Genomic DNA, 14,494 nt, shown 5'->3' with positions numbered 1-14,494 from the left:
TTGTCGGTGGCGGCCAGGTGCGGCCAGATGACACCTAACCGGGGCCAGGTCTCGGGGTCGTCGGTGGGTTAGTCGCCGTCTGCCGTCGGCGCGGTCACAGCCGTAGGGGGACCACACGGTCACTGTTCCCTTTGTCATGGATTCACCGCCACTCCTCCGGGCGGTCGACGCCCTGGTCGGCGAGGTTCCGAACCATGGCGGCCCGGAAGGCGGGCCCTGCGAACGGGTAGGCCGTGTCCCCCAGGGAACCGGACAGGTAGTCCTCGATGACGACATCCAGATTGCCCCGCAGTGACGTACTCACGGACGAGGCGACGCCTTCAAGGAACGCGAAGCACCGCTCCACCAGATCCTCCGGACGCCGCGCGGAGCCGAGTGCGGGCTCAAGGACGTATGCGAAGAGTTCCCAGAGCAGGCCGTAATGGTCGCCCTTGATGTCGTCGACCGTTTCGGAGTTCGTTTCGTCGGACAGAGCCGAGTTGATGCGGCTCCTGACCCGATCGGACATCTCGGGTACCTGGGCCAGGATTTCGTCGAGAAAATTCTCACCCGTGATAAATGCCGTCATGTTCATCCGAATCCATTTTTTCGCCGGGGACCGGCCCGAGAGCGTCCCGGAATCCTACAAGGCGCTCCAGGACCGGTTCCCACCTCTCATGCCATGGGAGCGGCTTCGGCGTAGCAGTCACCGAAGAGCGCACAACCGACACCTTGACCGTCCGGAACGATGTCGAACGGATCGAGAAAGCCTTCCAGAGTACTTCTGGTGCCTTCCTTCCAGCCGTAGTTGTAGACCTGCTCCGGGTACTGGGCCAGACCGACGGCGCTGCCGACGATACCGAAGCCCTTCATGAATCCCTTCATATGGGGCTCGCCTGTCTGGCGGGGGCGAGGGTTGGGGGCCCGGTCCCGGGGGTCGACCTCGAATCTCTGACCGGTGATGTCGCTCACGGCCTGTTTGGCGACGGTGTTCTTCCGGGCGCCTCGGAACTGCTGCCCGTCGGACTCGTCCTCGGTCAGGTATTTGGTCACGCCGCCAGTGACGTCGTTGCCGTTGAGCGCGCTCCAGATTTTCCCGGCTTGCGCCCGCGCGATCTTGCGGTCTTCCTCGGTGAGGAGGTCGGTTCCCTTGTTCATTTTTTGAAGGCGGTCCTTGTCGAGCAGTTCGGCGAGTCTGCGCATCAGGTTCATCGCCTTGACCAGATGCCACTTTCCATTGACCTGTTGCCCGGTGTTCAGCTCCTGGATGACGGCCGTGGTCACCGTTCCGTCACCGGTGACCTTGGCGCCTTCTCTGACATCGCGGAGATAGACGGAATCCAGAATTTTCCGTAGATCCGAATTGACCACGACCGGTGGCTTGGCGCGCGGCTTGTGCAGGCCCGGGTTGTCGTTCATCAGGCGCCGCTGCCGTTCGTACTCCATGCGGTCCGGGTCGTAGAGACCGGTCGGGTCGCTGTGGGTCACGGGGTTGTTGTGGCTGTAGGCGTAGCCGTTCACCTGGAGGGGGTCGCCCATGTCGATGACCGGGTCGGCGGAGATGAAGCGGCCGGTGGAGGGGTCGTACTCGCGGGCACCGAGGTGGGTGAGGGCGGTGGTCGTGTCGTCGATGCCGGCGCCGAGATAGGTGTGGTTGTTGGGCCAGGCGGAGGGCTTGACCCCACGGGTCTCGCCGTACGGCTTGAAGGAACGGCGGGTGTAGGGCTGGCCGGCCGTCTCGTCGACCGCGGTGGTGGCGGTACCGAGAAGGTCGTTGAGCAGGATGCTCAATGTGTGGCCGGTGGCGCTGCCGTACCGGGTGGAGCGGACCGTGGTCGGGGCGCCGGACTGACCGTACATGCGGGCGGACTGCATGACGTTGCCGTTGATGTCGGCGGAGACCTCGGTGTCGCCGAGGTAGAGGACGCTGCCGGCCGCGGAATGCTGGAGGATGCGGTTCCCCTCCGCGTCGTAGACGTACGACGTGTGATCGGCGAGGGTCCACTGCTGAGCAGCGGTGCTGTTGCAGGTGTACAGCTGCAGGTCCGTGCCGTCGGCGTCATTGGAACTCGGTACGTCGATGCATTTGCCGGAGGCCGGGTTGTAGAGGCTCTGGTCCGAGGTGCGAACGGTGAACTTCTGGGTGGCGCTGCCGTCGCAGGTGGCAAGCAGGATCTTGGTGCCGTTGGCCGTGCCGTTGGCGCTGGCACACTTGCCCATCACGCGCAGGGTGTCACCGGTCGGTTTCCACTGCTGTGCGACGCTGTTGTTGCAGCGGTAGAGCTGGATCGGACTGCCGTCGGCGGTGGAGCTGCTGGTGTCGTCCAGGCACTTGCCGGACAGGCCGACGACCGGGCCGGAACCGTCGCCGAGGCCAGTGGCCTCGGCGACCTTGTTCTCGCTGTTCCACAGAAGGCTCTGGGAGCCGCCGCTGAGGGCGCGGGTCTTGGTGTTGCCCGTGGCGTCGTAGGAATAGGTGGGATCGGCGCCGGTGGCCTGGTCGGTCTTGGTGAGGGTGTGCGGCTGGGTCAGGGTGGGGGTGCTGGTGCCGTTGCCCGTCACCAGGGTGCCGTAGGAGTACGTGCTGGTCGCGTCCAGCGCGGAGTTGGCGGCGTTGTGCTCGGTGAGTGACGCGCGGTTGCCGGCGATGTCGAAGGTGAACGACTGCCAGTAGGCGGTGTCGCCGGTCGCGACGGTCCCGGAGGCGGGCGCGGCAGCGGTGAGCGAGGAGGTGAGGGCGCTGTCGGGGGTGGTGCTGTCGCCGGCGGAGTCGGCGGCCTCGGCGATCGGGCCGGCGGAGGTCTGACCGTCCTCGCGGTAGCCCCACACGGTGCCGGAGGCGGACTTGCAGCCGGTGCCGGCCGTCCCGACGGCGGCACTGGAGGTCCAGGCGTGGACCAGTTCACCCAGGTTGTCGTAGGTGAAGCACTGGTTGTCCCAGGCCAAGGTTGTTCCGTCGGTGAGCTTGCGCGCCGTGGAGGTGATGTTGCCGGAGCGGTCGTACGAGTAGTAGGTGTCCGCCAGCCGGTGGGAGTTCGTCGTCTCCCGGTCCCAGACCGTGCGCTGGAGGCGGCCGCTGGGCTCGTCGATGAAGTTGGTGGTCCACACCCGGTAGGGCTGGGGGCCGCTGACCGTGCGCAGGGGTTCGCCGTACGGGGAGTAGGTGACGTCGCTGGTGTACCAGCTCAGGCCGGAGGTGGACTCGGCGAGACCGTCGCTGTCGTAGCGGGTGACGACCTTCTCCTTGGCGAGCCCGCCGATCGCGGGCAGCGTGACGGTCAGCGGCTTGCCGGTGGGGGTGTAGGTGTACTGGTAGGCGTATGTGCCGGACACCCCCTTGGTGTTGGCGTGGGCGGGGATGGTGATTTCGCGGCCGGTGGCACGGTAGTCGGCGTCGTAACCGGTGATCTTGTTGACGTAGTCGCCGGTGGCGTCGTGGCGGGTGGAGGAGACCGGCTTGCCCAGCGCGCCGGTCATGTCGTACGCGAACTCCTTGGTGGGCGTCGCGGTGGTCGAACCCTCGCGGACCGCCGTGACACGGCCGATCTCGTCGTAGCTGGTGTAGGTGCTCTTTTGCAGCGAGTCCGTGACTCTGGTCTGACGGTCCAGGTCGTCATAACCGAACGAGGAGGCGCCGGTGTCCGGGTCGGTGGAGTCGGTGAGGCGGCCGCGGGCGTCGTAGGTGTACGTCCAGATGTTGCCCGCCGGGTCGGTGACCATCGTACGGGCGCCACGGGCGTCGTAGGAGTACTTGGTGTTGCGCCAGTGGCTCAGGCCGACGTCCGTGTAGTGCTGGATGAGGTTGACCCGGCCGAGGGCGTCGGTCCAGGTCTTGACGGACGGTGAGGCGCCGCCCGGCGGGCGGGTGAGTGTCCAGTTGTCGCCGTAGCTGGTGGAGGCCGAGTACACGGCTTTGCCGCTGCGGACGGTGGTGGTCTTGACCGGTCGCTCCAGGCCGTCGTAGGCGGTTCTGGTCAGGCTGGGCACGACGCTGTCGCTCTTGCGCTTGAACTGGGCGGTCTCGGGCTCGCCCTTGGCGAGGTAGGTGCCGGTCTGCTCGCGGACCAGGCCGTGGTCGTCGTAGCGGGTGTCAGTGATGATCCGGCCGGGGCCGTGGGCCTCGCTCTGGATCTGGAACGGCCGCATCAGGCCGTCGTAGATGGTGACCTGCTTGGCGTAGCTGCCGTTGTCGCGCAGGGTCTGGACGGTCACCGCGGTCGGCTTTGTGATGGTGGCGGTCACCTTGGCCATCTGGTAGCCGATCTTCACGTCCGGATCCTGGTTCCCTGAGGAGCGGGACGCCGACCATCCCTTCACCAGGCGACCGAGCGCGTCGTACTCGTTCCGGGTGACCCTGCCGTTGGCGTCGGTGACGGTGAGGGTCAGTCCCCGCCCCGGGTCGAGCGTGCTGGTGGAGGTGTGGCCCTTGGCGTTGATGGTCTTGACCGAGGTGAGCGGGCCACCGGCGTCGGCTGGGGTGTACTGGGTCTCCGTGACGCCCTTGAGGGGGTCGGTCAACTTGCGGATCCGGCCCAGCGGGTCGTAGGAGGTCTTGATGACCACCGGGTATCCGACGCCCGAGCCACCCGGGGTGGCCGTGCTGGTGGGCAGCCCCTTGGTGGGGGTCGCGCCATAGGCTCCGTCGTCGTAGCTGGTCTGGGTGGCACTGATCAGCTGGGTCGCGGGGTCGGCGGAGGCATAGCCGGCACACGAGGTCGCGGTGGTACGGGCCTGTTTGGGCAGGCCGATCAGGTTGGCGTCCTCGTTGTTGGCGTACTCGGTTTTCGCGCAGGTGTAGTTACTGAACTTCTCACCTCCGGTGCCGTCCGGCTTGACCACGGCCGTCTGGACCTGGACCGGAAGGCCGTGGTCGGGATCGACCTCGGTCTCGGTGCGCACGGTCTGCCAGGAGGAGTCGACGGTCTGGATGGCGTCGGTACGTCTGACGCCGGTACGGAAGGCGAGCAGTGGGGAGAGCTTGCCGTCGCGGGCGCGGGAAGCGGTCTGCTTCGACCAGGGGAAGTTGAGGGTGCGCTTGAGGACGCGGCCGCCGGTGCCGTCGTAGGTGATGGTCTCGGCGGTCATCCCCGCGTACTGGGGTGCGTCGTCGGCGACGAGGGTGACCTCGTCCTTGGAGTCCTTGACCACGCCTCCCGCGCCTCGGAAGTAACGGGTGACCGCATACGACTGGGTCTGCGGGATGCCGGTGGTGGCGCCGTTCTTGGCGCCCTTGACGGTGGCGACCTCGCGGTAGCCGCGCCAGACGCTGTAGGTACGCAGGGACGGCTTGGAGAACTCGTCGTCGTCCATCGCCCAGGCCGCGTCCTTGTAGGTGTAGCGGCTGGTGACGCGGTCGGAGACTCCGGAGATCCGGTCGGTCTCGGTGACCGAGGAGACGACGTACTTGTTGAACCAGGCGATGGCCGGCTTGTCGGCCTCGCCGTCCGGCGACCAGCGCACCGGGAAGCAGGTGCCGTGATTGCTCTCGGGCGACACATCGGGCTGGGACTTGCAGCCGCCGTCGTAGGTCACCTCGATGTCGGCACCGTGCTCGGTGGTCACGGTACCGATGCGTGGACGGGTGAAGCCGGGGCGCGGGTCGTTCTTGTAGCGGGGGACGAGGTTGGGCAGCTGCTGGTCCTTGAGGTAGCTGCCGAGCGGGTCGCCCGCGTCGGTGACGTACGGACCGAAGCTGACGCCCGCCTCGCTCTGCAGGGTGCCGGTGCTGTCGCCGGGGGCGTAGCCCGTGCGGGTGATGGAGTTCAGCCACAGGCCGGGTGAGGTGTTGTACCAGTCGCGGGGGAAGGACTGGTGGAGGGTGTAGGTGTCCACCTTGCCGAGCCCCGTGGCGCCGGGACGGGCGGCCTCGGTGGTCACCGACGCCAGACGCATCCGCGTCCAGAAGGAGGGGAAGGCTGGGCAGAGCTTGGATCCGGACTTGCAGTTGAGGTTGCCGGGGGTGTCCCACCAGGGACGGTAAGAGGCGGGGTTCTTGGTGTCGTCGAACTTGGCCGGGGCACAGGATCCGTCGGTCTCCAGGCACCGCTCCGCGGCGTTGAGCAGGACACGCGCGGAGGGCTTGGTGAGGTCGGCGGTGCGCAGGCCGTACTCGATGCTGGTGGGGTAGCCGCCGCGGATGTACTTCACCGGGTTCTTGAACTTCTTGTTGGCGGCGTAGTAGTTGGTCTCCGGCTGCCAGTTGAGGATCATGGCGTTGCCGTGGACGTCGACGACCTTGTCCAGGCCCCATTGCCAGGCCTGGTCGCAGCGCGAGTCGGCGAAGGCGGCCGCGTGGCAGGGCTCGTCGGGGTGGTTGCCGAAGACGGGCACGGTGAAGACGGACTTGGTGTCGGCGTGACCGCCGCCGACCTTGTTCAGACCGTAGAAGTACTGGGCGCCGTCGGTGGTGGTGACGATCCAGTACTCGCCGTTGTCGTCGCCGTTGTCGCCACCCGTCTTGCGCTCGACCCGGGTGCCGTCGTCGTCCTGCGGCCGGTAGATATCGGTGTCGCCGATCCGGACCAGCTCCACCGTCTTGCCGCGCAGGGACATGACGGCGTTGTACGAGACCCAGCACAGGTCCGAGGTCCGGTTCTTCTTGGCGGTGTTGTTCGGGGCGGCACCCGCGTCCGTGTCCTCACGGTCGTCCTTGCAGGTGCGGTAGCGGCGCTCGATGTGCCCCGGGTCGTACTCCCAGCCCTCGCCGACCCAGGAGGCCTGCGGGGAGGAGACGGCGGTCCGGCCGTCGACGGACTGCGAGTTGTAGTTGAAAGCGACCTCCGGGGCGGGCCCGGCGGGAGTAGGCGGCAACTGCAACGGATACGACCAGGTGAAGCCGCCGGAGGCGTTGCCCGCCGCCCATTTGCCATCGGTGACCAGCGGGGTCGCCTTGAAGGAACCGGCCGCGCCACCGCCGGAGTCCACCGCGCCGACGACCGCCTTGTCACCGGTGGCCGCCGCCGGACGGACGTACGACGCCTGGAGGATCCCCGAAGACGCCGAGGCGCTGGTCGTCGAGGCCGGGGCGACCGTGCCGTCGGCGGCGGTGTCGACAGTGGCGGTGACCGTCTTGGAGTCGGGGTCGTTGACCGTGTCCAGCTCTGTGTAGGCCTGGCATTCCTCCAGGTCGGGGGTGGTGAGGTAGCACTCGGGGAACTGCACGAACTGCAGACGGGAGGCCCAGTCGGCGCCGTAGAGGTTCTCGTACGTCTTGTAGCTGAGCTGGACGGAGATGGGGACCGACCCGGTGGCGGGCGCGGTCACGGTGACCACCGCGCCGTCGACGCCGTCGGACTCGGCCGCCGTGCGGGGGGACACGGCCACTTGCCAGGTGCCGGTCGGCGCGGGGGCGTCCGGGGCCCGACCGAGCTTGACGGGGAGGGCACCGGCGGGGGTGTAGTCCGCCGGGGTCACCGTGGTGGTGCCGCCCAGGGCCGCCGTCTGAGTGGAGCCGCCGAAGGAGACGGGGGCGGTGCCGGAAGCGGCCGGGGTGGTGGTGCCGGCCGGGGCCTCGTGCTGGGCTTCAGGGCTGTCGACCGCGATGCTGTCGAGCTTGGCATCGTGGGTCGCGCCACTGACCAGTGGCTCGGCGGGCAGCTGCTCCAACGTGACGTCCTCGCGCGGCACTTCGGCGCTGCCCGGATCCGGCGGCGTGGCCATGGCCTGCGTCGGCAGCAGCGCCACCGCCAGCGCGAGGCCCATGGCCGGGAGCAGAGCGGAACGGCGGCCGCGCGAGCGGCGCACGGACGTGAAGACAGGCACAGCGAAACCCCCCGAACGGCATGAAGCGGCCGGACGGCAGACAGCGCTGCGCACAGGTGAAGCCGCATCAAGAACGGCCTGATTTTGTGGGGGAGTTGTGGGGAAAGCCAGAGTTCCCTGTGACTTAGTGATGATCATCACGGCGCGTAACGGTCAAGTGCGTTCAAAATCAGACCCAATGACGCCCCAATAGACCGCAATGAGTCGGCCACCGAAAACGGGCGCGTGACGGCCGCTGCTCCTTCGGACATGATCTGGTCCCGTTGTCCGATGGGGGAGAGGGAACGCGCGCATGACGACCACAGGGCCGAGCAGATGGCGCCGCATGTCCGGTCGCCGGATCACCGCGGCGGCCGTCGTGGCCGCCGTCGCGGCCTCCGCTCTGACATACGCCGGACTGAACGGCGGCGGCGACGGGGACCGGCCGCAGACCGGGGCGCGAGCCCCGCACAGCGCACCGCTGAGCGAGGCCGACGCGGCGGCGAAGGCGGCGCGGACCGGGAAGCCGGTCGAGGTCACCGGGCTGCGCACGGCGTACGAGACCACTTGGGCGCGACCGGACGGGCTGCTGCAGCGCCGGGTCCACTCCACGCCGATCCGGGCCGAGGTCGGCGGGACCTGGCGGGCGATCGACACGGCCCTCACCCACACCGCGGACGGCTGGTCTCCCCGGGCGACGAATGTGCGGATGACCTTCTCCGCGGGTACGCGAGCCGGCACCCGGTCAGGCGGCGAGCGGGCGGATCGCGGCGCGAGCGCACGCAGGGTGCCGTTGCTCGCGCAGGCGGACGCCACGACGTCCAACGCGCTGGTGACACTCAGCACCGGTGGCCACGACATCGTCCTGACCTGGCCCGGCGCCATACCGACGCCCGTCATCGACGGCTCCCGAGCGCTCTACCCCGAGATCCTGCCGGGAGCGGACCTGGTGCTGACGGCGGACGACGGCGGCTTCGCGCAGTTGCTGGTGGTCAAGACCCGTCAGGCTGCCGCCGATCCCCGCGTGGCGCAACTCTCGTACGGCCTGTCCTCTCCCGATCTGAGCTTCTCGCTGGACCCGACGACCGGCATCGTCAGCGCCGACGACACGGACGGCGAGGAGGTGGCGGTCTCCCCCACCCCGCTGATGTGGGACAACTCCGGCACCCCGGCTCTCACCGACGGCCAGGCAGGCAGCAGTGCCTCGCCCACCGCGTCCGAGAGCCTGTCCTCGGACGTCACCGGCGCGCCGGACGACTCGGATTCGCCGACGGACGCCTCGCCCGAGCCCAGCGACAGCGTCAACGACGGCGACGAGGCGGACACCGACAACGAGACTCTGCCCGACGCGACCGACGAGGCCCCCGACCCGTCGGCCACCGAGAGCGAGGCGGCCCAGCCCTCCGTACCGGCCGAGGCTTCCCCCGACCCCACCCACAGCGGTGCGGCGGCGACACTCGACCTGCCGTCGCTGGCGGGGCCGCAGCCCGACTCGCGCGGCACGGTCGTCGAGACGGACCTGAACGGCTCGACCTGGACCCTGACGCCGGACCAGGACTTCCTCACCGACCCGGACACCGTCTACCCGGTCTTCATCGACCCGTCGGTGAGCAAGCACACCAATGACTGGACGACGGCGTACAGCCGTTACCCCAAGGCGAACTTCTACAACGGGCGGAACTTCAACAAGGGAACGCATGAGGCGCGCGTCGGCTTCGAGTCCGACACCTGGGGCACCGGCCGCTCGTTCTTCAGCATCGACTGGAACCCGGACCTGAAGGGCGCGTCCGTCATCAGCGCCAAGCTGCACGCGCTGGAGACCTACTCCTGGTCGTGCAGCGCCCGCACGATGAACGTGTATCTGACCGGGCCGATCAGCAACAAGACGAACTGGAACAACGCCCCGAAGTTGACGGCCGGCAACAAGCTCGCGAGCAAGAGCTTCGCACACGGCTACAAGTCCGGGACCTGCCCGGACGACTACGAGGCATTCGACGTCAAGTCCGCCGCGCAAAAAGCCGTGGCGGGCGGCTGGGACACGCTGACCATCGGCATGCGCGCCGGGGACGAGAACTCCGCGTACAGCTGGAAGAAGTTCCAGGCCGACGGCGGCAACGACCCGTACGTCGAACTGGTCTACAACCGCCCGCCCGCCGCGCCCTCGCACCTGGACCTCGACCCCGACCTGTCCTGCGACACCAGCTCCCCGTACATCAACGTCGGCGCCTCCTCGATCACCTTCTGGGCGAACTCCAGCGACAAGGACTCCAACCTGGCCTCCGTGCGCTTCGAGTTGTGGCCGACGGGCGGCAGCGGCAACCTGCTCGGCGCCAAGGGCAAGGTGTCGGTGGGCAGCCAGACCGCCTCCGCCCGGGTGCACACCGACGCGTTCTCCACCAGCGGGCTCAAGAACGGCGTCAAGTACTCCTGGCGGGCGAAATCCGTCGACAAGCGGGGCAGTTCCTCCGCGTACACGCCCAAGAAGACCCCGTGCCGCTTCGTCTTCGACAGCGCACGGCCCACTCCGCCCGTCGTCACCTCGACGCAGTTCCCCGACGCGGACGCGAAGGACAACGGCTTCGGGAACGACGGCGAGGACTCCACGTGGAGCACCGTCAAGTTCGGCACGGCGGGCTCCTTCACCTTCAAGGCCTCGCAGACCGACGTCGTGAAGTACGAGTACGGCTTCAACGCGCCCACCTACACCGGTTCCTCCACCAGGACGAACGGCGCGGCCACCTCCACCCTGACCACCTGGTCCAGCGCCAAGCCTCCCCTCGCGGGGCCAAACGTGCTGTACGTACGGGCCGTTGACGACGCGGGAAACGTGTCCGACCCGCGGAAATACTTCTTCTACGTCACCCCGCGCGACGACGCCGACGCACCCGGCGACTTCACCGGCGACGACCTCCCCGACCTGATGGTCGTAGACGCGAACGGCAACCTGCGGATGTACCCGGAGCGCGCCACGACCGACCTGTCCAAGGGCACCGGCACGCTCGGATACTCCATGTCCGGCGCCTACCGCGAGAACCCCGCCAAGGACCCCAACGGCGGGGACGACGACGTGCCCCTGTACGTGGCACCGCCCTCGGGCTACTGGAAGAACACCCTGATCGCACACCTCGGCGACGTCTACGGCGGCGACGGTCTGCAGGACCTGATCGCGGTGCGCGAGGGCAAGCTCTGGGTGTACCCGGGCGACGGCTACGGCGCGGTCGACATCGGCAAACGCCACGAGATCCTGCTGCCGGCCGGTGCACCGGACCCCTCCACGATCACCCAGATCGTCTCGGCCGGCGACGCCACGGGCGACGGCAAGCCCGACTTCTTCCTCACGGTCGGCGACGCACTGTGGGCGCTCATCGGGTACAACGGCGCCACCGTGGACGACGCCCGGCGACTGTCCGCGTCGGCCTGGACCGACCGTGACCTCGTCACCGCCCAGGACATCTCCGGCGACGGCGTCACCGACTTCGTCTACCGCTCGGACGCCACCGGACGCCTGCTGCTCCGCAAGGGCATCAAGGACACCGCGACCGGCGGGGTCGACACTGGTTCGCTCGCCTCGGCGGCCGCCTCCTCCGGCGGCGTGGACACCGAGTACGGCGCCTCCGGCTGGGGCAGTTCCAACATCCGGCTGCTCTTCGGCACCCCGGACGCCAACGGGGACGACATCCCCGACATCTGGACCCTGAAGGTGGACGGCACAGTCCGCTTCTACGCCGGCAGCCGCACAGCCCTGAGCGGCTCGGGCACGGAGATCATCAGCAGCGGCTGGCAGAACAAGCTGACCATCGGCTGAATGGGCACGGACCGCAGTGATCGCGGCGGCCGCAGCGAGCTCCAACTGTTGGGGGTACACGGCCTGACCTCAGTGTCCGTGACCACTTCCACGCTGCTGGCGGAGCGAGCCGTCAGTCAGTACGGAGTTGGCATGCCGCCTCGCCTCAATCAATCAGACCCAGGACGCCGAGCGAATGCGCGAGGCTGGGGCGAAGACCCTGGACCCGTACCCAGGCGCGGACTGTCCACGGCATTGCGGCCGTACGAACTGCGGGACAAAGGCGCGGACTGCTGCCCTCCGATGCCGTAAGGGGCAGCGCCGCCGCTTCAAGCAGTTACACATATTGCACTTGCTTCACTTGTTTCATATGGTTGAGAGTGATAGCAGCCACTCAATGCCGAGGACGCACCCTGTGCCCGTGACCCACCAGGAACAGAAACCGGCCAAGCAGAAGAAGCACCCCACCGGCGACAGTGCGACGCCCATCGAGACCTCCCGCACTCGGAAGAAGGTGCTGCGCAAGCGCCCCACTGAGAACCCGCCCGCACTGCGTGGAACCCAGGCGCAGCGGACGCGGAAGGAGCAGCGCAAACGCAGCGTCGAGGAGGCCGTGCCATGCCTGCGTGACGCCCTCACCAGCAGTGCCGAGACGTTCCACATCACCGTCGCCGAAGCGGGCAAGGTCACCATAGAGGTGCCACGTGAAGCCCTGGCGGTCCTCATGGAGACGATGGCGCTCATTACCTCCGGCCGCGCGGTAGAGGTAATCGCCAAGAGTATGGAGCTGTCCACTATCCAGGCAGCGAAGACCCTCGGTGTCTCCCGGCCGCACCTGGTCAAGCTGCTCGACAAGGGCGTAATCGACTTCCGCATGGTCGGCACCCACCGCCGCGTGGACCTCGCATCCCTGGAGGCCTACCGACAACGCGAACAGAACGAGCAAGCCCAACGTCGCCAGGCGGCGGTCGCCTCCGCCATCGGCTCCACCGAGGCCGAGGGGCTGCGCGTCAGCGCAGACACCACCGCCGGCCTCGACGCCTACGCACGCGGAGAACTCGACGCCGCAGCCCTGCGCGCCCGCACCCTCGCCCGCTACACCCGTAAGGCCGCTGAGTGACCGACCCCTACAGCGAGCCCAACGGCGTCCTCCGAAACAGTCTCCGCATCACCGACGCAACCGAGCTCTCTGAGGCCGAAGCGGACATCGCCGCCGTGGAACTCGCCATCCTGGACGCCGAGCCGCTGCCTGGCAGCTACGACCTCGCACACCTGCAAGCGTTCCACCGGCAGATCTTCGGCAGCGTGTACCCGTGGGCCGGGGAGCTACGAACCATTGAGATCTCCAAGGGCACATCGTTCTGCCCGTCGATCCACATCGTCTCCTTCGCAAAGGACGTGTTCCACAAGCTCGCCGACAACAACCATCTGCAGGGCTTGGATCGCCTGGCGTTCATCCGAGCCCTGGCCGACCTGTACGGCGATGTGAACGCCATCCACCCCTTCCGGGAAGGCAACGGCCGCACCCAGCGCGCCTTCCTCGCCCAACTCGCCCGCGAAGCCGGATACACCATCTCCTGGCAGGACATGGACCAAGAGGAGAACATCGCCGCATCGGTGGCCAGCTTCAACGCGAACAACGACCTGCTGGAGAAGATGCTCGACGCCCTGGTACGTCCCGCCTGACCGGCGTCCGCCGGCGGCGCCGTCACCGAGATCGGTCTGCCGATCACGACCTCTCAGAGTGCGGACAGGCAGTCGGCGGGTGCTTGTGGTTGGACCGGTGGTCACTTCATGTCGAGTGCGAAGTCACACCCAGGACACCCACGGCCTGAGGACCCGTCGCGCGCAGCGCGGTGCCTTGCTGCACCGCGTTCGACGACGCACACGCGCTCAGGAAGAGCACCGCCCCCGCGATCGAGCTTGCCGTTACCGGCCTCAGTCTTCCGGGTGCGCTTCGAGTCATATGTGAAAGTCACCTTCAGGCTGAGGGCCGAGTGCCCGGAGAGCAGCCAGTATCGCCCTGATCCGGGGTACTTCATGAGTACGGTAGACGCCGGTTCCGCCGAGATGCGCCAAAATCGTGAAGAATCCTTCGGCAGTGCGAAACTCGTCTTCGAAGAGGCTGAAAGCGTGAGGCAAGGCGTGGCATATCGGAAGACCCATCCGTCGAAGCCGAAATGTATTCAGGAGGGTCCGGCCCTGATAGCGAGTGCGAACATGAGCGGATACAGAGCTGTTGTGAGAAAACCCGATTCCGGGGTCTATGACGATTCGCTCGACCCCGGCCGAGCGAGCACGATCCACGCGCCTCTCGAAATGGTCAAGCATCCTGGGGATGGGGTCTTGGTCGGCACCCTTGGCGCTTACGTCCCGAGAGTTGTCTCCTTCGACATAGCACAGGACAACTGTCGCCCGATGGTCGGCCAGCACAGGGAAGATTTCACCGTCTGACGCCAACCCGCCGGAGTAGTTCAGCACGAGCGCCCCCGCTTCCAGGCACGACCGCGCGACAGCAGGCTCGTAGGTCTCGACCGAAACGGCGATTCCCTCCGAAGCAAGCCCCTTCACGACTGGCACCAGGGCGGAGATCTGTTCATGTGCGGTGACTCGTACCGTGTGGGGGTTGCTCGACTCGGCGCCGATATCCACGATATCCGCTCCTTGTGCCGCCAGAATTCGACCTTTCCGGATAGCTGACCGGGTCGAGGTCGCGATGCTCTCTCTATAGGTGGAGTCCCGCGAAAGATTGATGCAGCCCATGATAGCCGGGGTGTCGTCAACATCCATTATTCGATCCCCCACACGAAGCGGGGTGACAGGTAAGGAAAGATCACTCTCGAATCGCCGCGCCAGATCCACCAAATCGGTCAGGGAAATCATCCGACCCCACTCTCAACCAGATGCAGAATACGAGCTACCTCGAATTCATGTCCGGTGGAAGCGTAGGCCACGTTGAGCCGACACATCGTGTGCGTCCGCGAGTGAGGG

Annotated in this window: 6 protein-coding genes; 3 read left to right on the top strand and 3 right to left on the bottom strand. The window is 67.4% G+C overall.

The features are described 5' to 3' along the window. Positions 1–142: 142 nt before the first annotated feature. Positions 143–574: a hypothetical protein gene (locus ABZT17_RS40335; RefSeq protein ID WP_356356929.1), complete on the bottom strand. Its 432-nt coding sequence runs from the start codon at positions 572–574 to the stop codon at positions 143–145. Between the two features lie 80 nt (positions 575–654). Further along, on the bottom strand, positions 655–7,740 hold the full coding sequence (locus ABZT17_RS40330) for a ricin-type beta-trefoil lectin domain protein (protein ID WP_356356927.1): 7,086 nt from the start codon (positions 7,738–7,740) through the stop codon (positions 655–657). Between the two features lie 292 nt (positions 7,741–8,032). Here ABZT17_RS40330 and ABZT17_RS40325 point away from each other — a divergent pair, with 292 nt between their 5' ends. The 3 genes from ABZT17_RS40325 to ABZT17_RS40315 all read left to right on the top strand — a co-directional run bounded on the left by ABZT17_RS40325 (position 8,033) and on the right by ABZT17_RS40315 (position 13,189). Then, positions 8,033–11,524 carry a DNRLRE domain-containing protein gene (locus ABZT17_RS40325; RefSeq protein WP_356356925.1) on the top strand — a complete coding sequence of 1,164 codons (3,492 nt, stop codon included), beginning with the start codon at positions 8,033–8,035 and terminating at the stop codon, positions 11,522–11,524. A gap of 400 nt (positions 11,525–11,924) precedes the next feature. After that, a complete protein-coding gene (locus tag ABZT17_RS40320) occupies positions 11,925–12,623 on the top strand; it encodes an excisionase family DNA-binding protein (RefSeq protein WP_356356922.1) in 699 nt (232 codons plus the stop codon). After that, positions 12,620–13,189: a Fic family protein gene (locus ABZT17_RS40315; RefSeq protein WP_356356921.1), complete on the top strand. Its 570-nt coding sequence runs from the start codon at positions 12,620–12,622 to the stop codon at positions 13,187–13,189. Before ABZT17_RS40320 ends, ABZT17_RS40315 begins: the two co-directional genes overlap by 4 nt. 276 nt (positions 13,190–13,465) lie before the next feature. Here the strand turns inward: ABZT17_RS40315 and ABZT17_RS40310 are convergent, their stop codons facing one another. Continuing rightward, positions 13,466–14,386, bottom strand: a complete 921-nt coding sequence (locus tag ABZT17_RS40310) for a dihydropteroate synthase (protein ID WP_356356919.1) — start codon at positions 14,384–14,386, stop codon at positions 13,466–13,468. Positions 14,387–14,494: the final 108 nt, after the last annotated feature.

The sequence above is a fragment of the Streptomyces sp. NPDC005648 genome, assembly GCF_040605395.1.
GTDB lineage: Bacteria > Actinomycetota > Actinomycetes > Streptomycetales > Streptomycetaceae > Streptomyces.
Note: the sequence above shows the minus strand (reverse complement) of the source record. Positions and strands in the feature narration are given on the sequence as shown.

Coding starts and splice junctions, on each gene's coding strand:
- ABZT17_RS40335 (WP_356356929.1), bottom strand. CDS start 574: ATGAACATGACGGCATTTATCACGGGTGAGAATTTTCTCGACGAAATC.
- ABZT17_RS40325 (WP_356356925.1), top strand. CDS start 8,033: ATGACGACCACAGGGCCGAGCAGATGGCGCCGCATGTCCGGTCGCCGG.
- ABZT17_RS40310 (WP_356356919.1), bottom strand. CDS start 14,386: ATGATTTCCCTGACCGATTTGGTGGATCTGGCGCGGCGATTCGAGAGT.